The organism is Mycobacterium senriense, from assembly GCF_019668465.1.
In the GTDB taxonomy this organism is placed as follows: domain Bacteria; phylum Actinomycetota; class Actinomycetes; order Mycobacteriales; family Mycobacteriaceae; genus Mycobacterium; species Mycobacterium senriense.
The window spans coordinates 4939259-4962382 of sequence record NZ_AP024828.1; the positions used below are offsets into that span (position 1 = coordinate 4939259).

Annotated in this window: 9 protein-coding genes; 4 read left to right on the forward strand and 5 right to left on the reverse strand. The window is 70.3% G+C overall.

Annotated elements, in window-relative coordinates; translation table 11 throughout:
* Positions 1-12: 12 nt before the first annotated feature.
* The 4 genes from MTY59_RS23075 to MTY59_RS23090 all read left to right on the forward strand — a co-directional run bounded on the left by MTY59_RS23075 (position 13) and on the right by MTY59_RS23090 (position 4726).
* Entirely contained in the window at positions 13-1029 is a 1017-nt protein-coding gene (locus MTY59_RS23075; protein WP_221043209.1) for an SDR family oxidoreductase, read from the forward strand.
* A complete protein-coding gene (locus MTY59_RS23080; protein WP_415822132.1) occupies positions 1017-2132 on the forward strand; it encodes an enolase C-terminal domain-like protein in 1116 nt (371 codons plus the stop codon). The genes MTY59_RS23075 and MTY59_RS23080 overlap by 13 nt, the downstream gene beginning before the upstream one ends.
* Before the next feature lie 103 nt (positions 2133-2235).
* Positions 2236-2922 carry a PAS and ANTAR domain-containing protein gene (locus tag MTY59_RS23085; protein WP_221043211.1) on the forward strand — a complete coding sequence of 229 codons (687 nt, stop codon included), beginning with the start codon at positions 2236-2238 and terminating at the stop codon, positions 2920-2922.
* A 22-nt stretch (positions 2923-2944) separates the two neighbouring features.
* Positions 2945-4726: an ABC-F family ATP-binding cassette domain-containing protein gene (locus MTY59_RS23090; RefSeq protein WP_221043212.1), complete on the forward strand. Its 1782-nt coding sequence runs from the start codon at positions 2945-2947 to the stop codon at positions 4724-4726.
* A 35-nt stretch (positions 4727-4761) separates the two neighbouring features.
* Here MTY59_RS23090 and MTY59_RS23095 read toward each other — a convergent pair whose 3' ends face one another.
* From MTY59_RS23095 to MTY59_RS23115, 5 genes are all read right to left on the reverse strand, one after another.
* On the reverse strand, positions 4762-5823 hold the full coding sequence (locus tag MTY59_RS23095; RefSeq protein WP_221043213.1) for a type III polyketide synthase: 1062 nt from the start codon (positions 5821-5823) through the stop codon (positions 4762-4764).
* Between the two features lie 157 nt (positions 5824-5980).
* Positions 5981-9094, reverse strand: coding sequence for a type I polyketide synthase (locus MTY59_RS23100; RefSeq protein WP_221043214.1), 3114 nt, complete (start codon positions 9092-9094; stop codon positions 5981-5983).
* Between the two features lie 2 nt (positions 9095-9096).
* Positions 9097-15456 (reverse strand): type I polyketide synthase, encoded by a 6360-nt coding sequence (locus MTY59_RS23105; protein WP_221043215.1) that lies wholly within the window; start codon positions 15454-15456, stop codon positions 9097-9099.
* A gap of 19 nt (positions 15457-15475) precedes the next feature.
* A complete protein-coding gene (locus MTY59_RS23110; RefSeq protein WP_221043216.1) occupies positions 15476-21862 on the reverse strand; it encodes a type I polyketide synthase in 6387 nt (2128 codons plus the stop codon).
* Positions 21863-22003: 141 nt separating this feature from the next.
* Entirely contained in the window at positions 22004-23065 is a 1062-nt protein-coding gene (locus MTY59_RS23115; protein ID WP_221043217.1) for a type III polyketide synthase, read from the reverse strand.
* Positions 23066-23124 lie beyond the last annotated feature (59 nt).

A 23124-nucleotide genomic window follows, 5' to 3' on the forward strand; every position in this document is an offset into this window, starting at 1 on the left:
GGCAGTTCTGCGATGACACAAACCGTGGTGATCACCGGAGCCAGCGCGGGCATCGGCCGCGCCACCGCCCAGCAGTTCGGCCGGCGCGGCGCCAACGTCGTCCTGCTCGCCCGCGGCGCCGCCGGACTCGACGGGGCCGCACGGGACGTCGAGGCCGGCGGCGGCAAGGCACTGGCCATCCCGACCGATGTGGCCGACCACCCGGCCGTCCTCGCCGCCGCCGACGAGGCCGAGGCCACCTTCGGCCCCATCGACACCTGGGTCAACGTCGCTTTCACGTCGGTGTTCGCGCCGTTCACCGAGATCAGCGCCGAGGAGTTCAAACGCGTGACCGAGGTGTCCTACCTCGGGTACGTGCACGGCACCATGGCGGCGCTCGCCAAGATGCGCCCCCGCAACCGCGGCACCATCGTGCAGGTGGGTTCGGCGCTCAGCCAGCGATCGATCCCGCTGCAGTCGGCCTATTGCGGCGCCAAGCACGCCATCAACGGGTTCACCGAATCGGTGCGCTGCGAGCTGTTTCACGAGGGCTCGAAGGTGCGGATCACCGTCGTGCAGATGCCCGCGGTCAACACCCCGCAATTCTCCTGGGTGCTGTCCCGGCTGCCCCGCCATCCCCAGCCGGTGCCGCCGATCTACCAGCCCGAGGTCGCCGCCCGCGGGGTCCTGTACGCCGCCGATCACCCAGGGCGAAAGCAATTCTGGGTCGGCGATTCCACCATGGTGACACTGCTGGGCCAAAAGTTCGTCGCGCCGCTGCTGGACCGCTACCTGGGCCGCACCGGATACGACTCCCAGCAGACCAAGGAACACGTCAGCCGCGACCGGCCCAACAACCTCTGGCAGCCGCTGGACTCCGAGCCGGGCACCGACCACGGCCCGCACGGCCAATTCGACGACCAGTCGCACTCCCACAGCCCCCAACTGTGGGCGTCCCAGCACCCCGTCGTCAGCGGCACCGGCGCCTTGAGCGCCGCCGGAGTGGGAGCCTGGCTCTCGGCCCGGGCGGGCCGCAGGTGGGCACGATGACGCCCTACGCGCGGATCGAGGAGGTCACCGCGCAGGTCTACGAAATCCCCACCGACGCACCGGAAGCCGACGGCACCCTGTCCTGGACGTCGACCACGTTTGTGCTGGCCGAGGTTGCGGCCGGCGGGCGCCGCGGGATCGGCTACACCTACGCCGACGGGGCGTGCGCCAAGCTGATCGACGGCAAGCTCGGCGACGTTCTCGCCGGCCACAGTGCCGTGGACATCCCGGCGCGGTGGGCGTCGATGGTCGCGGCGATGCGCAACAACGGGCGGCCGGGGCTGGCCTCCTGCGCGATCTCCGCGGTCGACACCGCGCTGTGGGATCTCAAGGGCAAGCTGCTGGAGCTGCCGGTGTGCCGGCTGCTCGGCATGGCGCACGCGGAAGTGCCGATCTACGGCAGCGGCGGCTTCACCACCTACGACGAGCGCACCACGCGCGCCCAACTCGAACGCTGGGTTTACCAGTGGAAGATCCCTCGGGTGAAGATCAAGATCGGTGAGTCGTGGGGCTCCGAGGTGAATCGCGATCTGGATCGGATTGCCCTGGCGCGCAACGTGATCGGACCAGATGTCGAACTATACGTCGACGCCAACGGCGGCTACGACCGCAAGCAGGCGATCCGGGTGGCCCACGCGATGGCCGACCACGATGTCACGTGGTTCGAAGAACCCGTGTCCTCCGACGATCTGGACGGGCTGCGGGAGGTACGCGACCAGGTGACCCCGGACGTCACCGCCGGCGAGTACGGCTACGACCTGGCGTACTTCAACCGCATGCTCGCCGCCGACGCGGTCGACTGCCTGCAGATCGACGTCACTCGCTGCGGGGGCATCACCGACTGGGTGCGCGCCGCGGCCGTCGCCGCCTCCTACAACGTGGACGTCTCGGGGCACTGCGCTCCCAACCTGCACGCCCACGTCGCCACGAGCATCCCGAACCTGCGGCATCTGGAGTACTTCCACGACCACCACCGCATCGAACACATGCTCTTCGACGGGGCGCTGCCGCCCGATGGCGGCGCATTGCGACCCGATCAACACCGGCCGGGGTTCGGCCTCGAGTTCAAGCATCAAGACGCCGAGCGCTACCGGGTGATCTGACAGACAGGCTTTGGTCATGAACGCCGGATGGCGAGGAATGAACGCGCGCAAAAACGGGAATGATACGCCAGGGTTTTCACAAAGAAGATTGGGGAAACACGCGATGACGATGCACTCCAATGACGAAAGTGTGCGGCGCCGCGAGGCGCTGGTGTCCGACGTCGTCGAGCACGGCGACCTGAGCGCGGTCGACCTGGTGCTGGGCCTCGGCGAGCCCCAGCGCGTCGGCAGGTTCTGGTTCTACCTGGACGGCCAACACTGGGAGTGGTCGGACGCCGTGGCGCGGATGCACGGCTACAAACCGGGACAGGTGGAGCCCACCACGGAACTGCTGCTGCAACACAAACATCCCGACGACCGGGACCGGGTGGCCGCCGTGCTCGAACGAGTGATGAAGGGAAAGCCGTTCAGCAGCCGGCACCGAATCATCGACACCGCCGGACGGACCCACTGCGTCGTCGTCGCCGGCGATCGCATGCTCGACGACAGCGGTGCGTTGGCCGGCACGTCCGGGTTCTACGTCGACGTCACCGACTCACTGCACTCCGACATCAGCAACGTGCTCTCGGCGGTGGCCGAGGCCCGGGCGCGCATCGAGCAGGCCAAGGGCGTGCTGATGACCGCCTACGGCATCTCGGCCGAGCGTGCTTTCGACATTCTGGTGTGGCGTTCCCAGGAAGCGAACCTCAAGCTGCGCGACGTCGCCAGCCGCTTCCTGGACGCCGTGGCCAGCAAGGCGTCATCGGAGACCCAAAGCCAAGTGGACCAGGCTCTGCTGACCCTGGGCTAGCGGCGACAGTAGGGTCGGCCCGGTGGCGCACCTACTTGGAGCTGAGGCCGTACACCTCGAATATCCGACTCAGGTGGTCTTCGAATCGATCACGCTCGGGGTCAACGACGGAGCGCGCATCGGCATCGTCGGGCGAAACGGCGACGGCAAATCCAGCCTGCTGCGGCTGCTGACCGGCCAGCAGCGGCCCGACTCCGGCCGGGTCACCCGGCGCAGCGGGCTGCGGGTCGGCGCGCTGAGCCAGGCCGACACCCTGGACCCCGAGCACAGCGTGGGCTACACACTGGTCGGCGAGGCGGCCGAGCACCAGTGGGCCGGTGACGCCCGGGTCCGCGATGTGGTCACCGGGCTGGTCTCCGACATCGCCTGGGAGGCAACGGTTGCCACGCTGTCCGGCGGCCAGCGCCGCCGGGTGCAGCTGGCCAGGTTGCTGGTGGGCGAGTGGGACGTCATCGCACTCGACGAGCCCACCAACCATCTGGACATCGAGGGCATCACCTGGCTGGCAAGCCATCTGCGCCAACGCTGGGCGCGCAACACCGGCGGGCTGCTGCTGGTGACCCACGACCGCTGGTTTCTCGACGACGTCGCCACCACGACGTGGGAGGTGCACGACGGGATCGTCGAACCGTTCGACGGCGGGTACGCGGCCTACGTCCTGCAACGCGTCGAACGGGACCGGATGGCCGCCGTCGCCGAGGCCAAGCGACAGAACCTGATGCGTAAGGAGTTGGCGTGGCTGCGCCGCGGGGCGCCGGCGCGGACGTCCAAGCCCAAGTTCCGGATCGAGGCGGCCAACCAGCTGATCGCCGACGTGCCGCCGCTGCGCAACACCGTCGAACTGGCCAAGCTGGCCACCGCCCGGCTGGGCAAGGACGTGGTCGACCTGCTCGACGTGTCGATCTCGTTCGACGGCCGCCCGGTGCTGCGGGACATCGAGTGGCGGATCGCCCCCGGCGAGCGGACCGGCATTGTCGGGGCCAACGGCGCCGGCAAGTCGACGCTGCTGGGGCTTATCGACGGCACCATCACCCCGGACGCGGGACGGGTCAAGCGCGGCAAGACCGTGCGGCTCGCGGTTCTCGACCAGCAGGGCGACGCCCTGGCCGCAGTCGGCGGCGACCGGATCGCCGATGTGCTGGGCGGGCTGCAGGGCGGCTATCAGGTCGACGGCCGCGAGGTCACCCCGGCGCAGCTGCTGGAGCGGCTCGGGTTCGGCCGCGGCCAACTGTCCGGCCGCGTCCAGGATCTCTCCGGCGGTGAGCGGCGGCGGCTGCAGCTGATGCTCACGCTGTTGTCCGAGCCCAACGTGTTGCTGCTCGACGAGCCGACCAACGACGTCGACACCGACACCCTGGCCGCGATGGAGGACCTGCTGGACTCGTGGGCGGGCACGCTGATTGTCGTCTCGCACGACCGCTACCTGTTGGAGCGGGTCACCGATCAGCAGTACGCGGTGCTCGACGGCCGGTTGCGGCATCTGCCTGGCGGTGTCGACGAGTACCTGCGGCTGGCCGAGCAGCGGACCGGCGAGGCGACCGCCGCATCGCCGCGGCCGGCCGAGCCCGCTCCCCAAGCGATGTCGGGCGCGCAACGCCGCGCCGCGGAGAAAGAGGTGGCCTCGGTCGATCGCCAGCTCGCGCGGCTGGCGGACCGGATCGAGGACAAGCACAACGAACTCGCCGCGCACGACCAATCCGACCATGTCGGCATCGCCCGGCTAACCCAGGAATTGCGTGCGCTCGAAAACGAGGTGGCCGCGACGGAGAGTCGCTGGCTGGAGCTCTCCGAGCAGCTCGAATGAGGCTGGCGCGGCGGGTTCGCGACGCGGTCAGGCGCTCAGTGCCAGCGCAGCAACACCAGTTCGGAGCCGAAACCGGGACCCATGGCGAGCATCAGCCCGGGGCTGCCGCTGGGCGGCGGTTTGGCGATGGTGTCGCGCAGGATGTGCAGCACCGACGCCGACGACAGGTTGGCGACCTCCTCGAGCGAGCGCCAGGTCAGTTCCTGCGCCTCCGGCGGCAGTTCGAGGCTGGTGGCAATCGTGTTGATGACCTTGGGGCCGCCGGGGTGCGTGACCCAGGCGCCGATGTCGTCCTTGGTCAGCCGGTGCGCCGCGAGGAAGCTGTTCACGTCGCCGGCGAGGTAGCGGTCGATCACCTTCGGCAGGTCCGGGGACATCGCCAGCTGCATGCCGTCCGAGCCGATGTTCCAGCCCATGATGTGCAGCGATTCGGGGTACTGCCGGCTGCGCGAATCCAGGATGTCGGGTCCGGCGGAATTCAGCTGCTCGGCGCGACGGTCGCCGACGGCGACGACGGCCGCGGCGCCGTCGCCGAACATCGCCGTGCCGACCAGTCCGGACACGGTCGGCCTGACCGTCGGGAAGGTGAGCGAACACAGCTCGACCGACACCAGGGCGGCGACGCCGTCCGGCGCACCCCGCAGGTAATCGTGCAGGCGGCCCACGCCGCCGGCCCCGGCCGCGCAGCCCAGCCCGAACATCGGGATCCGGCGCACGTCCGGGCGCAGGCCCAGGCGGCCCACCAGCCGGGCGTCGAGGGACGGCACCGCGATGCCGGTGACGGTCGTGGTGGTGATCATGTCGATGTCTTGCGGTTGCAGCCCGGCCTCGTCGAGCGCGCCCAACAGCGCGTCGCAGCCCAGCTCCAGGGCCTTGTCGATGAAGATCTCGTTGGTCGCGCTGAAGTCGGTGAGCTCGTGGTAGCGCTCGAGGGGTAGCACGAAGTGGCGGCTGTTGACCTTGGCGGCGGCGTGCAGCCGCCGGACGATCTCTTCGTGCTCCTTCAACGTCGGCAACTCGACGAGCCGGTCGGTGATTTCGCTTTGGCTGTACCGATGGGGCGGCAACGCGCCGAAAACACCCGCGATGACGCTCATGCTCTACCCTCTTGATTGCCAACCAGCAGAAAATCTCCCCTTGATGCGGGAAGTTTATGCCGTCCCGTTTGACGGTGCAAAAGTTTGACGTATTCGACACATGTCTTACTGCGGACGCTCCGCTGACGCGTAATCACATCCGCCAGCGGGGAATTCATCATTCGGAGTCCTCGTCGTCCGCCGAGCTGAGCGCCATCGCGATCAACGCATCGGGGCTCAACGCGTCGATCTCGTCGGCACCGGCATTTGCCTCGGAGGCGGGCGTTTCCGGCGTGCCGGCGAGCAATAAAAGTTTTTCGAGCAATCCCGTTCTTCGAAGCTCGCGCACCGGAATTTTGCGCAGTGCCGTCCAGATCTTTTCCTCGTCCGATTCCGCCGGCTCGGCATGGAGTAGTTGCCGCCGAAGATGATCGGCCAGCGCGGCCGGCGTCGGGTAATCGAAGATCAGCGTTCGCGACAGTGCCAGGCCGGTATGGCTGGTGAGTCGGTTGCGCAGTTCGACCCCGATCATCGAGTCAAAGCCGAGGTCGCCGAAAGCGCGGTCGGGGTCGATGGCGTGGCCGTCCGGATGGCCCGAAACCGCCGCCGCGTGTTCGCAGACCAGCTCGACCAGCACACGGTGCTGGTCGTCGGGCGCCAGTCCGAGCAGCCGGTGCGCCAGGTCGGGCGCTCGAGAAGCCGTCGCGGGCGCAGCGCCCGTCGCACCGGCGCCTTCGGCGCCCAGCCAAAACCTTTGCCGCGCAAAGCCATACGTCGGCAACTCGACGCGTCGCGCGTGCAGGCCGGCGAACACGCCCGCCCAGTTCAACTCGAGGCCGCGGGTGAACAATTGGCCGGCCGCGCCCAGCAGCGATTCCGCCTCCGGGCGATCCTTGGCCATGCTGGGCACGCAGACGGCCCGCTCGGCGCTCAGCGATTGGTCCACCGCCGCCGTCAACGCCGCACCGGGACCCAGTTCCACGAAGATCGCGGCGCCTGCCGCCTCCGCGGCGCGCACGCCCTCGAAGAATCGCACCGGCCGGCCCACATGCTCCGCCCAGTACTGCGGCGACCCGTAGCCGGCGCCCGCCGGCCGACCGGTCACGTTGGACACCAACCCGATTCGCGGCTCTCCCACCTCGATGCCGGCCACCGCCGCGGAAAAGTCCGCCACCATCGGCCGCATCAACGGCGAATGAAACGCATGCGACACCGCCAGCCGGTGCACGCGCCGGCCTTCCCGGGCCAGCCGATCCGCCAGCGCGTCGACCGGTGCCTGTGCGCCCGAAAGCACCACCGCGTCCGGGCCGTTGACCGCCGCGATGCTCACCCCGTCGGTCAGCAACCCGGCCACCTCGGCCTCGGCCGCCCCGACGGCCACCATCACCCCGCCGGCCGGCAGCCCGGCCATCAACCGTCCCCGCGCCGCCACCATGAGCGACGCGTCCGCGAGCGTCAGCACCCCGGCCACGCACGCCGCGGTGATCTCGCCGACCGAGTGCCCCAACACCACATCCGGTGTCACACCGAAGGACTGCCACAGCGCCGTCAGCGCGATGCCGATCACGAACAAGGCGGGCTGGGCAAATTCGGTGTTACGCAACAACTCCGGGTCGGCGCCCCACATCACCTCACGCAGCGGCGCCCGCAGATGAGCGTCGACGGCCGCGGCTGCCTCGTCGAAGGCGCGGGTGAACGCGTCGAACCGGCCATAAAGTTGCCGCCCCATCCCCAACCATTGCGATCCCTGACCCGGGAACACAAAGGCCGCCTTACCCGACGACCCGAACGACCTAGCCCGGCCCGCCGCCACGCCCGGCCCGGACTCCCCCGCTGCAAGGGCCGCCAAACCCGTTGCCAGCGCGGCACGATCGCCGGCCACCAGCACGGCGCGGTGCTCGAAGACCGTCCGGGTGCTGACCAACGACCAGGCGATGTCGACCGGGTTCACATCGGTCCGGTCGGCCAGATAGGCCCACAACCGCCGCGCCTGGTTGGCCAGCGCCTGTTCGGAGCGTCCCGACAGCACCCACGGCAGTACCTCGTCCGCGTCCGCGGGCGAATCCGCGGGCCACATCTCCGGCTGGGCATGCGGCTGCTCGAACTGCTCGAGGATGAGGTGCGCGTTGGTGCCGCCCATGCCGAACGAGGACACCCCGGCCCGGCGCGGGCGATCCACCGGCGGCCACGGTGTCAGCGCGGTGTTGACCCGCAGCCCAAGGTGATTGAGCTCGGTCCCGGGGCCGGCGTAGTTGAGGCTGGGTGGGATCGCGGCGTGTTCGATCGCCAGTACGGCCTTGAGCAGGCCCGCGATCCCCGCGGCGCCGCCGGTGTGGCCGATATTGGTCTTGACCGATCCAAGCCGCACCGGGTCGTGGGCGCGCTCGGCGAAGATCTCCCCCAGGGCTTGGACTTCGATCGCGTCGCCGACCTTGGTCCCGGTGCCGTGCGCCTCGATGTAGTCGATGTCGCCGCCGTGCAGACCGGCATCGGCGAGCGCGCGCCGGATCACGTCCGCTTCGCCGCGCGCCGACGGCACGGTCTGGGCGGGCGCGCTGCGCCCCGCGTTGCCGATGGCGCCGCCGCGAATGACCGCGCGGATGCGGTCACCGTCGTCCAGCGCCGACGGCAAGGGCTTCAGCAGCACCAGTCCACCGCCTTCACCGCGCACGTAACCGTCGGCGCGCCGATCGAACGCACACGTGTGACCCGAGACCGAGACCGCGCCGAATTCGCGTTCCAGCATTCCGATTTCGTCGGCCAGGTTGAGGTGGACCCCGCCCGCGATGGCCAGCGCGGATTGGCCGGTGGACACGCTTTGGCAGCCGAGGTGCACCGCCACCAGAGAAGACGACTGCCCGGAATCGACGGTCATGCTGGGCCCGTGCAGTCCGAAGGCGTACGAGATGCGGTTGGCGATCATCGCCCGGCTGATCCCGGTGAAGGTGTGGTGGTCCAGGTTGTCGGCGACGTCGCGCAGCGTCAGCGCGGCGTAGTCGTCCGTCATCGCCCCGAGGAAGACCGAAACCGGTTCTCCCCGAAGTGTTTCCGGTACCAGGAAGGCGTCTTCGAGCAACTCCCAGGTCAGCTCCAGGGCGATGCGTTGCCGCGGATCCATCGCGCTCGCCTCTCGCGGCGACAGGTTGAAGAAGTCGGCGTCGAATTCGCCGGCGTCCCCGGTGAACCGGGTGGCCTCACGCCCGTCGCGGATCAGGCGCCAGAACGCGCCGGGTCCGGCCGCGGCCGGGAACCTGCATGCCAGCCCGATGATCGCTACGTCTGTCGAGGGCAAGGTCAGGGGCCGACTTCGTCGTCGAGAATCGCGAACAGCTGGCTCTCGGTGGCGGTGGCGATGTCGTCGTCGAACGCGTCCTCGTGGTGTTCGAGCAGCGGGGCCGGTGCCGGGCCGGTCGCCGTGGTCACCAGGCCTTCGAGCCGGCTGATGAGCTGCGCCTTGTCGCCGGGGCTCAGGTCGGGCTGGTTGAGCAGCGCTTGCAGCTCCCGGGCGATGTCGTTGAAGCGGGCCATCCGATCGGGCGGCGTGGCGGCCGTGGCCGTCGCGCCGGGGGCGCTGCCGGCCAGCTGGGTGCCGAGTTGTTCGGCGAGCGCGCCCGGGGTGGGGTGGTCGAAGATCAGCGTGGGCGAAAGGGTAAGGCCGGTAGCGATTTTCAGCCGGTTGCGCAGTTCGACGGCGGTCAGCGAATCGAACCCGAGGTCGCCGAACGCATCGTCGGCGTTGACGTCCGCGGAGCTGTGGCCCAGTACCGTGGCCGCGTTGCTGCAGACCAATTCCACCAATTCGCTGTGCCGCTGCTCTGCGGTCATGCCCTCCAGCCGCGCCCGCAGCCCCGTCAGGGACACCATGTCGGTGTGCTCCAGGACCCGGCGCGCCGGGCGGGTGGCCAACTGGCTCAGCAGCGGCGGCAGCGTGTCGCTGTGGTGCGCCAGCGCTGCCCGGTCCAGCCGGGTGCCCACCACCATCGGGTGTTCGGTCAGCAACGCGGCATCCAACAGCTCCAGCGCCTGCCGAGTGGACAATGCGGTCAGCCCGGCCCTGCTCATCCTGGCCTTGTCACGATCGCCGAGGTGCCGGGTCATCGTCGAGGTCTCTTCCCACATCCCCCAGGCCACCGAGAGTCCCGGCAGCCCGCGAGCGCGGCGATGCACCGCCAGCGCGTCGAGGAAGCTGTTGGCCGCCGCGTAGTTCCCCTGGCCCGGCGCACCCACGATGCCCGCCATCGACGAAAACGCCACGAAGGCCGACAGATTCAGCCCTTGGGTCAGCTCGTGCAGATGCCACGCCCCGTCGACCTTGGCCCGCAACACCGTGTCGATGCGCGCGGGTGTCAGTGACGCGATGACCGCGTCGTCGAGCACGCCCGCCGCGTGGAACACCGAGCGCAACGGATACTGCTCGGGCACCTGCGCCAACAACGCCGCGACGGCGTCCCGGTCGCCGACATCGCAGGCCGCCACGGACACCGATGCACCCTTTTCGCGCAATTCGGCGGCCAGCTCGGCCATGCCGTCGGCGCGTTCACCGGTGCGACTGACCAGCAGCACGTGCCGCACCCGGTGCCGCTCGACAAGATGCCGCGCCACCGCCGAACCCGCCATGCCGGTGCCGCCGGTGATCAGCGCGGTGCCGCCGGCCAGGCCGGCCGGCCCGTCCGGCATGGTGAGCACGACCTTGCCGATGTGGCGGGCCTGGCTGACAAACCGGTACGCGTCGCCGGCGCTGCGCGCGTCGAATGCCTTGACCGGCAACGGCGTCAGGACCCCGCCCGCGAAAAGCTCCATCAGCTCCGCCAACATCTCGGCGATGCGGTCAGGGCCGGCCTCCATGAGATCGAACGCGCGATACGTCACCCCGGGATGGGCCGCGCCGACGTCATCCGGGTCACGCAGATCGGTCTTGCCCATTTCAATGAAGCGGCCGCCGGCCCCCAGCAGCCGCAGCGACGCGTCGTTGAACTCCCCCGCCAGGGAATTGAGCACCACGTCCACGCCGCCGGCAAATTTCCGCTCGAACTCCAGGGTGCGGGAATCCGCGATGTGTGCCTCGTCGAATCCCATGGCGCGCAGGGTGTCCCACTTGCCGCGGCTGGCGGTCGCGAACACCTCCGCGCCCCAATGCCGGGCCAGCTGCACCGCGGCCATGCCCACACCGCCGGTGGCGGCGTGCACCAGTACCCGCTGCCCGGCGCGCAGACCGGCCAGCACCGACAGCCCGTAATAGGCCGTCAAGAACACCACCGGCACGGCCGCGGCCTGCGCCATCGACCAGCCCCGCGGCACCCGGGTCACCAACCGGCGATCGACGGCGGCCTCCGAGCCGGCGAGCCCGAAGATCCCCATCACCGAATCCCCGACGGCGACATCCGTCACGCCGGCGCCGAGCTCGGTGACGATTCCCGCGCCCTCGGCGCCCAGTTGCGCGGCACCGGGGTACATGCCCAGCGCCACCAGCACATCGCGGAAGTTCACCCCGGCGGCGGCGACGGTCACCCGCACCTGACCGGCCTCCAGTGCCGCCGGCGGGTACTCCTGCACCGCCAGGTCCTCAAGCGTCCCGGCATCGCCGGCGGCCAGCCGCCACACCGACGGCGGATCGGGCAGCCGCAGCAGCGGTCGCTGGTCGGCCGGCTTCAGCCGGGCGCTGTAGGCCACACCGTCGCGCACCACCAATTGCGGCTCGCCGCAACCGATCACCGTTGCGGCATCGAGCGTTCCGTCGGTATCGACCAACACCACGCGGCCGGGGTGCTCGGCCTGCGCCGAACGTGTCAACCCCCACACCGCGGCACCGGCCAGGTCCGCGACGCCCTCGCCCGCCAGCCCCACCGCCCCGCGGGTCAGCACCGCCAGGACCCCGGTCGCCTCACCCGTCAGCCAGGACTGCAACACACCCAGCGCCTCATGCGTCGCCCGGTAGACGGAGGTCACCGCACCCGAGTCGGCGGGCGGTGACTCCCAGACGGTGACGTTCGCGCCAACGTCGTTGCCGGGCAGAGAGACCGGTGACCACACCACGTCGAGCAGCTCACCGCTACCGGAGCGGGCCGCCACGGCCGCGGTCAGCTGATCGGCCGACACGGCGCGTGTCACCAGCTCGCGCACCGACAACACCGGCAGCCCGGAGGAGTCGGCCAGCTCGACCGATACGGCGCCGGCACCGACCGGCGCCAGCCTGACCCGGACCCGAGAAGCGCCGGCCGCGTTCAGACTCACTCCCTGCCACGAGAACGGTAAGACGGTCTCGGTCCGCTCGCCGGCCACACCCAGCGCATGCAGCGCCGCATCCAGGACAACCGGATGGATGCCGAACCCGCCGGTCGACACCCCGGCCTGTTGCGGGAGCTCCACCTCGGCGAACGTCTCAGTCCCCCTTCGCCATACGGCCCGCAGCCCACGAAAGGCCGGCCCGTACCCGTAGCCGCGGACCGCCAGGTCGTCGTACGCGCCGGTCACGTCCACCACCTCCGCACCCAGCGGCGGCCACACCGACAGGTCGGCGGCCGGTGCGGGCGCAGCGTCGCTCAACACGCCCTCGGCGTGCAACACCCAATCCGATTGTGCGGCACGCGAATACACCGCCACCGAGCGTGTTCCCGCGTCATCGGCTGCGGCCACCACGACCTGAACGTGCACCACCCCGGTCGCCGGTACCACCAGCGGCGCCGACAGCGTCAACTCCTCGATCACCGAGCAGCCGACCTCGTCGCCGGCCCGCAATGCCAGCTCGACGAAACCGGCTCCCGGAAACAGCACCGTGCCGGCCACCGTGTGGTCGGCCAGCCATGGTTGTGCGGCAACCGAAAGCCGGCCCGTCAACACCACACCGCCGGAATCGGGCCGGTCCACCACCGCGCCCAGCAATGCGTGCTCGGCCTCGGCCAGACCCAGGCTGGCGATGTTGGCCGAACCCACCGAATCGCTGGACAGCCAAAACCGCCGTCGCACAAAGGCATACGTGGGCAGGTCGACACGCCGCGCGGCGGGGTCGGCGAACGCCGCGGCCCACCGCACGTCGGCACCGGCCGTGAACAGCTGACCCGCCGCCCGCAGCAGCGAGTCCACTTCGGGGCGGCCCTTGACCATGGTCACCACCGAGGTCGGCCGGTCGGTCGTCAGGGATTGCTCCACCGCGGACGTCAGCGCCGCACCCGGACCCACCTCCAGGAACACATCGGCACCCAACGATTCGGCGAGCCGAACGCCGTCGACGAATCGCACCGGCTTGCGCACATGGTCGACCCAGTACCCGACGGACCCATAGTCGGGGCCGGCCAGTTGCCCGGTCAGGTTGGACACCAAAGCGATTCGCGGCTCGGCGGCCGACACGTCGGAGGCCACCGCCGCGAACTCCCCCATCATCGGCTCCATCAACGGCGAGTGAAACGCGTGCGAGACGGCCAGCCGGTGCGCCCTCGCGCCGCCCGTGGCCAGCCGGTCCGCGACCGCCGCCACCGCGGCCTGCTCACCGGAAAGCACCAGCGATCGCGGGCCGTTGACCGCCGCGATGCTCACGGCACCGTTCAGCAATCCAGCCACCTCGGCTTCGGTTGCGCTCACCGCGACCATCGCCCCGCCGGCGGGCAGCCCGGCCATCAGCCGGCCGCGCGCCGCCACCAGCCGCGCCGCGTCGGGCAGTGACACCGCCCCGGCCACGCACGCGGCGGCGATCTCGCCCACCGAATGACCGATCACCACATCCGGTGTCACACCGAAGGATTGCCACAGCGCGGCCAACGCGACCTCTACGACGAACAACGCCGGCTGGGCGAACTCGGTGCTCTGCAACAACTCCGGGTCCGAGCCCCACATCACCTCGCGCAACGGCAGCCGCGCGTGAGCGTCCACCGCCGCGACCGCCTCGTCGAAGGCGCGCGCGAACACGGGGAAACATTCATACAGCTCGGCACCCATCCCGAGGGACTGCGAGCCCTGGCCGGGAAAAACGAACACCCGCTTGCCCGCCGACCGGGTCCGGCCCACCAGCACGCCCGGGTCGGGCCGCCCGGACGCCAGTCCCGCCAACCCCGCCGTCAGGGCCTCGCGGTCGGCGCCCACCAGCACCGCGCGGTGCTCGAAGGCCGCGCGGGTAGTCGCCAGCGACCAGCCCACGTCCACCGTTCGCACACCCGCGTCGGCACTCAGCCGGTCCAGCAGCCGTTGAGCCTGGCCGGCCAACGCCTCGGGCGACCGGGCCGAAATCACCCACGGGATCACCGGATTCGACGGTCCCGCAACCGGTTCGGCTTCGTCGTCGAGTTGCGCGGGGGCCTGCTCGACGATCACGTGCGCGTTGGTGCCGCTGATCCCGAACGACGAGACGCCCGCCCGCCGTATCCCGCCGTGATCCGGCCACGGCTGCGGCTCGGTCAACAGCGACACCGCGCCGGCCGTCCAATCCACGTGCGGCGACGGGATATCCACGTGCAGCGTCTTGGGCATCACCCCGTGCCGGATCGCCTGCACCATCTTGATCACCCCGGCCACCCCCGCCGCGGCCGAGGTATGCCCGATGTTGGATTTGATCGACCCCAACCACAGCGGCCGGTCCGCGGGACGATCCTGCCCATAGGTCGCCAGCAGCGCCTGGGCCTCGATCGGGTCCCCGAGCACCGTCCCCGTCCCGTGGCCCTCGACCACATCCACGTCCGCGGCCGTCAGCCCGGCGTTCGCCAGCGCAGCCCGGATCACCCGCTGCTGCGACGGCCCATTGGGCGCGGTCAACCCGTTCGATACGCCGTCCTGATTCACCGCCGTGCCGCGCAGCACCGCCAGCACGGGATGCCCCAGGCGCCGCGCATCGACCAGCCGCTCCAGCACCAGGACGCCTGCGCCCTCCGACCACGAAGTCCCGTCCGCCGCGCCGGCGTACACCTTGCAGCGACCGTCGGGGGCCAGCGCGCGCTGGCGGCTGAACTCGACGAAGGCCGCGGGGGTGGCCATCACGGTCACCCCACCGGCCAGGGCCAGATCGCATTCTCCCGACCGCAGCGACTGCGCGGCCAGATGCATGGAGACCAGCGACGACGAACACGCGGTATCCACCGACACCGCGGGGCCTTCCAGGCCCAACACGTAGGACACCCGGCCCGAGGTCACGCTCAGCGTCGAGCCGGTGAGCCCGTAGCCCTCCAGTTCGCCTTTCACCTCGCCGCCATAGCCGGCGTGGATCACCCCGGCGAACACGCCGGTCGCCGAGCCGCGCAGCGCGAAGGGGTCGATGCCGGCCCGCTCCAACGCTTCCCAGCAGATCTCCAGCATCATCCGTTGCTGGGGGTCCATGGCCAGCGCCTCGCTGGGTCCGATGCCGAAGAATCCGGCGTCGAAGTCGCCGGCGTCCTGCAGGAAGCTCCCCTGCCGGGTGTACATCTTTCCCTTGCTGTCGGGGTCGGGGTCGTACAACCCGTCGACGTCCCAGCCGCGGTCGGCCGGGAAGTCCGACACCGTGTCGCGGCCTTCGATCACGAGCTGCCACAGGTCTTCCGGCGATTCGACGCCACCGGCATAGCGACACGCCATGCCCACCACGGCGACCGGCTCGGAGAGTTGACCCTCCAGTTCCGCGACACGCCGCCGGGTCCGCCTGAGATCCGCCGTGAGGCGTTTCAGGTAGTCGACGTGTTGCGAGGTGCCCGGCATCGTTGCTCCTTGCGGGGTGTCAGCGGCCGAGTTCTTCATCGAGGATCGCAAAGAGTTGGCTTTCGGTGGCGGCGTCGAGGTCATCGTCGAGGTGTTCGGCATCGGAAGGATCGCCCGGCGGGAGCGCGGCGAGCAGGTTGTGAATGCGGGCCCGCAGCAGGGATTTGTCGTCGGCATTCCAGGTGGGCGCCGCGAGCAGCGCCTGCAGTTCGCGGGTGATGTCGTTGAAGCGACCCATCAGGTTCGGCTGATCGTCTGCACCGCCGGTGCCGGCCAGTTGGGTGTCCAGGTGCGCGGCCAGCACGGTGGGTGTCGGATAGTCGAAGATCAGCGTCGGCGAAAGGGTAAGGCCCGTAGCATTTTTGAGCCGGTTACGCAGTTCGACGGCGGTCAGCGAATCGAACCCGAGCTCCTGGAACGCGCGGCCGGCGTCGATGTCCGCCGGATTGGCCACGCCCAGCACCAACGCCGCGTTGCCGCACACCAGGTCGACCAGTTCGCGCTGTCGCGCCTCCGGGGTCAGCCCGTGCAGGCGGGCCGACAGCCCGGTCGTCGACGCAGCGATGTCCGTGTCGACGATGACGCGCCGGGTCGGGCCGGCCACGAGTTCGCGCAGCAGTCCAGGCAGCGCGGCAATGTTGTCAGACAGGGCGGCCCGGTCCACGCGGGCGGCCACCAGCACCGAAGCGTCCACCAGCATCGCCGCGTCGAACGCCGCCAGCGCCGCAGCGGTGGACAGCGGCGCCAGCCCGATCCTGCTCATCCGGGCCTTGTCGCGATCCCCGAGGTGCGCCGTCATCGCCGAGGCCTGCTCCCACAGGCCCCACGCCAGCGACAGGCCGGGCAGTCCGTGGGCGCGCCGATAGGCGGCCAGCCCGTCGAGGAAACTGTTGGCCGCCGCGTAGTTGGCCTGACCCGGGGTTCCCACAATCCCGGCCATCGACGAAAACACCACGAACGCCGAGAGATCCAGGTGCCGGGTGAGCTCGTGCAGATTCCAGGCCCCGTCGACCTTGGCGCGCAGGACCGCGTCCACCCGATCCGGGGTCAGCGACGAGATCAGTCCGTCGTCGAGAATGCCCGCGGCGTGCACGATTCCGCGCAGCGGATACTGCGCCGGTATCTGGGCCAGCATCGCCGAGGCCGAGTCGGGGTCGGCGACATCACAGGCCACCACCGACACCTGCGCGCCGGCCCCCTGAAGCCCGGCCACCAGTTCGGATACCCCGGCGGCCTGGGCGCCGGTCCGGCTGACCAGCACCACGTGCGCCACCCGGTAACGGTCGACGAGGTGGCGGGCCAGCGCCGAACCGGCCATCCCGGTGCCACCGGTGATCACCACGCTGGCACCCGCCAGTCCCCCGCCGCAGCCGCTGAGCACCTCGCCGGGTCCCGACGGGACGGTCAGCGCGACCTTGCCGATGTGGCGGGCCTGGCTGACGTACCGATAGGCCGCCGACGCGCAGCGGACATCAAACGTCCTCAGCGGCAACGGTTTCACGACGCCGTCGGCCAACAGTCCCACGATCTCGGCCAGCATGGCCGCGGTACGGTCCGGGCCGGCCTCCATCAGATCGAACGCCCGATACACCGCACCCCGATACTCGTCGGCGATGACGTGCGGATCGCGCACATCGGTCTTGCCCATCTCGATGAATCGTCCGCCGGGCGCCAACAGCCGCAACGACGCGTCGGTGAACTCACCGGCCAGCGAGTTGAGCACGACGTCGAACCCGGCGCCGCAGGTCGCTATGAATTTCGCCTCGAACTCCGTCGTGCGCGAATCGCCGATGTGGTCGTCGTCGAATCCCATCGCGCGCAAGGTGTCCCACTTACCGCGGCTGGCGGTGACGAACACCTCGGCGCCCCAGTGCCGGGCCAGCTGAACCGCGGCCATGCCCACGCCGCCGGTGGCGGTGTGCACCAAGACGCGCTCGCCGGCGCGCAGCCCGCCCAGCACCGACAGCCCGTACAGCGCCGTCAGGAACACCACCGGCACACCCGCGGCCGCCACCGACGACAAGCCCGCCGGCACCGGTGTCACCACGCGCTGATCCACCACGGCCTCGGAACCGACGACCCCGAGCAACCCCATCACCGCGTCGCCGACGGCCAGCCCGGTCACGTCGGGTCCCACCTCGACGACCACGCCGGAGCCCTCGGCACCGAGCTGCCCGCCGCCGGGATACATCCCCAGGGCCACCAGGACATCGCGGAAGTTGACGCCGACCGCGGCCACCGCCACCCGCACCTGCCCGCCGGTCAATTCGGTTGGCGGGCACGGACTTACGACCAGGTCCTGCAACGTGCCCTCACCGCCGGCATCCAACCGCCAGCCGGCGGAAGGCAAGCCGACGGCGGAGCCCATGTGCACCGGCCGCAGCCGCGCCGCGTACGCCACGCCCTGGCGCACCACCACTTGCGGCTCGCCGCAGTCGATCACCGCGCCGGCGGCGACGGAGCCGTCGGAGTCGATCAGCACCATCCGGCCCGGGTACTCGGCCTGCGCCGAGCGCACCAGGCCCCACACCGCCGCGCCGGCCAGGTCCGAAACGTCTTCGCCGGCAAGGGCGACGGCCCCGCGGGTCTGCACGGCCAGCACGCCGGCGTCTTCGTCACGAAGCCACGCTTGCAGCGTCGCCAGAATCTCGGCGGCCGCGGCGTGCACCGCCTTCACCACGTCGCCGCCATGGTCGCCCAGCTCCCACACCGTGGCCTGGGCGCCGCCCGCGCCGGCGCCCAGTGCGATCGGCGACCACGTCACGTCGAGCAATCCCTCGGCGCGGGAGCGCTGCGCGGGAGCCGCCGTCAACTGCTCGGCCGAGACCGGGCGCATGGCCAACGACCGCACCGAGAGCACCGGAAGTCCCGCTCCGTCAGCCAGTTCCACCGACACCGACCCTGCGCCGGCCGGCGCGATCCGCACCCGCGCCCGCGAGGCACCCGAGGCGTGCAGCGACACCCCCTGCCACGAGAACGGCAACACGGTCTGGTCCTGGTCGGCGGCGACGCCGATCGCGTGCAGCGCCGCATCCAGGAGCACGGGATGCACTCCGAAACCGCCGTCCTGAGTTCCGGCGTCATCGGGCACGACGACCTCGGCGAAGAGCTCGTCCCCGCGCTGCCACATGGCCCGCAGTCCCCGGAAGGCGCTGCCGTAGTCGTAGCCCCGCTGCGCCAGCCGGACGTAGGCGTCAGTGACGTCCACCGCGCTCGCCCCGGCGGGCGGCCAGATCGAGAAGTCGGTGGCCGGTGTCACCGTGCCCGGCCGCAACAGCCCCTCGGCATGCAGCACCCACTCCGAATCCGGTTCGTCGCCGGCGGAATACACCGACAAGCGCCGCAGCCCCGACTCGTCGGGCGCGCCGACCACCAGCTGCACCTGCACGCCCCCGGCCGGGGGCAGCAGCAACGGAGCCGACAAGGTCAGCTCGTCGAGCACCGCGCAGCCGACCTCGTCGCCGGCGCGGATGGCCAGCTCGACGAACCCGGCCCCGGGAAACAGCACCGTCTCGCCCACCGCGTGATCGGCCAGCCACGGGTGGGCCGCCGTCGACAACCTGCCCGCCAAAACCACACCGCCGGAATCGGGCCGCGGCACCACCGCACCGAGCAACCCGTGCTCGGCGGCGGCCACGCCCAGGGCGGCGACGTCTTGCGACCCCGTCGACCCGCCTGGAAGCCAAAAGTGTTGCCGGACAAACCCGTACGTCGGCAGGTCGACGGCCCGGCCACCAAGGCCGGCCATCGCGGCGCGCCAGTCGACGGCCACACCCGCCACGTGGGCCTGGGCGACCGAGAGCCAGAAGCGGTCCACGCCGCCGTCCTCACGGCCCAGCGACGGGATGACGCACGCCCGCTCGCTGTCGGGCATCGTTTCCTCGATGGCAGTCATCAGCACGGGATGCGGGCTGGATTCGATGAACGTCTGATAGCCCGCATCGCACGCGCTGCGCACCGCCCGCTCGAATTGCACGGTCTGCCGGATGCTTTGGAACCAGTAGTCGGCGTTCAGCCCCGCGGTGTCCATCAGCTCACCGGTGACCGTGGAGAAGAAGGCGGCCGCCGACGGCCGGGGCGCGAGGCCGTGCAGCGCCTCGGCGAGGGACTCGCGAATCGCGTCCACCTGTGCCGAATGCGATGCGTAGTCGACGTCGATCTTGCGGGCCCGGATGTTGTCGGCGTCGCACCGCTGCATCAGTTCGGCCAGGGCGTCCACCTCGCCGGAGACCACCACCGCGGCAACACCATTGACGGTCGCGATGTTCAGCCGCTCACCCCACCCGGCGATCAGCTGCTCGGCGCGCGGCAGACTGCACGCCAGTGAGACCATGCCGCCCCGACCCGACAACTGCACCAGCAGCCGGCTGCGCAGGGCGACCACGCGGGCGGCGTCTTCCAGCGACAGCGCCCCCGCCACATAGGCCGCCGCGATCTCGCCCTGCGAATGGCCGATCACCGCATCGGGCAGCACGCCCACCGAGCGCCACAGTTCGGCCAGCGACACCATCACCGCCCACAGCGTCGGCTGCACCACGTCCACCCGGTCCAATCCGGGTGCGCCCGGGACGCCGCGGATCACGTCGATCAGCGACCAGTCGACGTATTCGGCGAGCGCCTTGTCGCAGCGCCGCAGGTGCTCGGCGAATACCCTTGTGCTGTCCAGCAATTGGGCGCCCATGCCAACCCATTGCGAGCCCTGGCCGGGAAACACGAACACCGTCTTGCCCACCGGCCGCGCACGCCCGACGACCAAACCTGCGCTCTGCTCGCCGGCCGCCAGCGCCGTCAGCCCGCGCAGCAGCTGCGCGCCGTCGGCGCCCACGATCACGGCGCGGTGCTCGAAGCGCGCCCGCGTCGCGATCAGCGACCAGCCTACGTCCAGCACCCGCACGCCGGGATCGGCCTTGACCCGGGCCAGCAGCCGCGCCGCCTGGTTCGCCAGCGCCTCACCCGAGCGGGCCGAGAGCACCCACGGCACCACCACGTCATCGCCTGGGCGGGTGGCGGTTTCGGGCTCCGGGGCGTATTGCTCCACGATGACGTGCGCGTTGGTGCCGCTGATGCCGAAGGACGAGACTCCCGCGCGGCGCGGCCGGTCCACCGCCGGCCAGGGCCGCTGCTCGGTCAGCAGCGACACCGCCCCGGCGGTCCAATCCACATGCGGCGTCGGCTCATCCACATGCAACGTCTTGGGCATCACCCCGTGGCGGATCGCCTGCACCATCTTGATCACTCCGCCGGCCCCCGCGGCGGCCGAGGTATGGCCCATGTTCGATTTGATCGAACCCAGCCACAGCGGCTGATCCGCCGGCCGGTCCTGCCCGTAGGTCGCCAGAACCGCTTGCGCCTCAATGGGATCCCCGAGCATGGTGCCCGTGCCGTGACCCTCGACCAGATCGACGTCGGCCGTGCCCAGGCGCGCGTTGGCCAGCGCCGCCCGGATCACCCGTTGCTGCGACGGCCCGTTGGGCGTCGCCAGGCCGTTGGAGGCGCCGTCCTGATTCACCGCGGACCCGCGTACCACCGCGAGCACCGGATGACCATGCCGCCGGGCATCGGCCAGCCGCTCCAGCACCAGCACTCCGACGCCTTCGGAGAACCCGGTGCCGTCGGCGGCACCCGCGTACGCCTTGCACCGGCCATCGGCGGCCAGCGCCCGCTGCCGGCTGAACTCGATGAACATCGCCGGTGTCGCCATCACGGTCACGCCGCCCGCCAGCGCCAGATCGCACTCGCCGGAACGCAACGACTGCGCCGCCAGGTGCAGCGCCACCAGCGACGACGAACACGCCGTGTCCACCGAGACGGCCGGGCCCTCGAACCCCAGCGAATAGGCCACCCGGCCCGAGGCGACGCTGAGCGTCGAACCGCGCAGGCCGTATCGCTCCAGGTGGCCCGGCACGCGTCCCTGACCCCCGTAGGAGCCGTGGAATATCCCGGCGAACACACCGGTCGCCGAGCCGCGCAGGGTGGCGGGGTCAATCCCGGCCCGCTCCAACGCCTCCCAGGACACCTCGAGCAGCAGGCGTTGTTGCGGGTCCATGGCCAGCGCCTCGCTGGGGGCGATCCCGAAGAACGCGGCATCGAAATCGCCGACATCCGAGAGAAACCCGCCGCAGCGGGCGTACGACTTGCCCGCGGCGTCGGGATCCGCGTCGAACAGACCGGTCAGGTTCCAGCCGCGGTCCGCGGGGAACTCCGAGACCACATCGCGCCCCTCAACCACCATCTGCCACAAAGCCTCTGGTGAATTCACGCCGCCCGGGTACCGGCAGGCCATGCCCACCACCGCCACCGGTTCGGTCGCGGCGGCCAGGTACTGGCGGTTCTCGCGCTTGAGCCGCTCGTTGTCTTTCAGCGACTGGCGAAGAGCCTTGATCAGCTCTTCGGTGTTGCCGTTCATCGAAGGCGGCCTCTCGTGTCACTCACAGCGATACCTCCGCGGTGGGTCCCTGCCACGCCAACCGGCGTCCCACCGCCACACACTCTTTAACGCCCAAAAAGCCGACGCCTTACGGTAGGAACGGAAGCGCGTGCGCGAAAATCAGTACCAACGCAGCAACACCAGTTCGGAACAGAATCCTGGACCCATCGCGAGCATCAGACCGGGGCTTCCGCTCGGCGGCGGCTTGGCCATGGTGTCGCGCAGCACGTGCAGCACCGACGCCGACGACAGGTTGCCGATCTCGCCGAGTGAACGCCAAGTGAGTTCGAGCGCCTCGGGCGGCAGGCTGAGCGCCGCGGTGATGGCCTCGATGACCTTGGGGCCGCCGGGGTGGCTCACGAAAGCACCGATGTCTGCCGTCGTCAGGCCGTGCGCGCCCAGGAACTCTGTGACATCCGCTTCGATGTACTGCTCGACGACGGCGGCGACGTCCTTGGACAGCACCAGCTCGAAGCCGGTGGCGCCGACGTCGAAGCCCATGGTGCGCAGCGAATCGGGGTACAGGTGGCTGCGCGAGTCGAGGATGGTCGGTCCGCCGGCGGCCAGTTGTTCGGCGCGCCGCTCGCCGACGGACACCACCGCCGCGGCCCCGTCGGCGAACAGGGCGCTGCCGACCATGCCGGCCAGCGACGGCTTGTATCCGGGATAGGTCAACGAGCACAGCTCGACGGAGAGCAGGGCGGCCACGGCGTCCGGTGCGCCGCGCAGGTAGTCGTGCACGCGGGCCATCCCCGCTGCGCCGGCCACGCAGCCAAGGCCGAACATCGGCACCCGTCGCACGTCGTCGCGAAGGCCGAGCTGCGCGGCGATCCTGGCGTCCACGGACGGCACGGTGAGACCGGTGACGGTGGTGGTGATGAGCACGTCGACGTCCCGGGGCTGCAGTCCCGCCTCGTCGAGCGCGCCGGACAGCGCGTCGCAGCCCAGCTTCACGGCATGCTCGGTAAAGATCCGGTTCGCCATGCCGAAATCGGTCAGCGCAGGGTACTGCTCTAGCGTTAGCACCAGATGACGGCTGTCGACTTTGGCGCTGGCATGCAGCTGCCGGACGATGTCCTCGTAGCCCTCGAACTCCGGGATGCTGACGAAGAAGTCGGTGAGCTCGCGCTGGGAGTATCGGTGCGGCGGTAGCGCACCGAAGACGCCGGCGACCACGCTCATTGTTCTCCCACCCCTTGGTGACGAGGACCCGGTCCGTAGCGTTCAACCGGATGCCTTTG

Excerpts from the sequence above, each read along its gene's own strand:
- MTY59_RS23085 (WP_221043211.1), top strand. The coding sequence starts at position 2,236 with ATGACGATGCACTCCAATGACGAAAGTGTGCGGCGCCGCGAGGCGCTG.
- MTY59_RS23110 (WP_221043216.1), bottom strand. The coding sequence starts at position 21,862 with ATGAACGGCAACACCGAAGAGCTGATCAAGGCTCTTCGCCAGTCGCTG.
- MTY59_RS23115 (WP_221043217.1), bottom strand. The coding sequence starts at position 23,065 with ATGAGCGTGGTCGCCGGCGTCTTCGGTGCGCTACCGCCGCACCGATAC.
- MTY59_RS23095 (WP_221043213.1), bottom strand. The coding sequence starts at position 5,823 with ATGAGCGTCATCGCGGGTGTTTTCGGCGCGTTGCCGCCCCATCGGTAC.
- MTY59_RS23105 (WP_221043215.1), bottom strand. The coding sequence starts at position 15,456 with ATGCCGGGCACCTCGCAACACGTCGACTACCTGAAACGCCTCACGGCG.
- MTY59_RS23075 (WP_221043209.1), top strand. The coding sequence starts at position 13 with ATGACACAAACCGTGGTGATCACCGGAGCCAGCGCGGGCATCGGCCGC.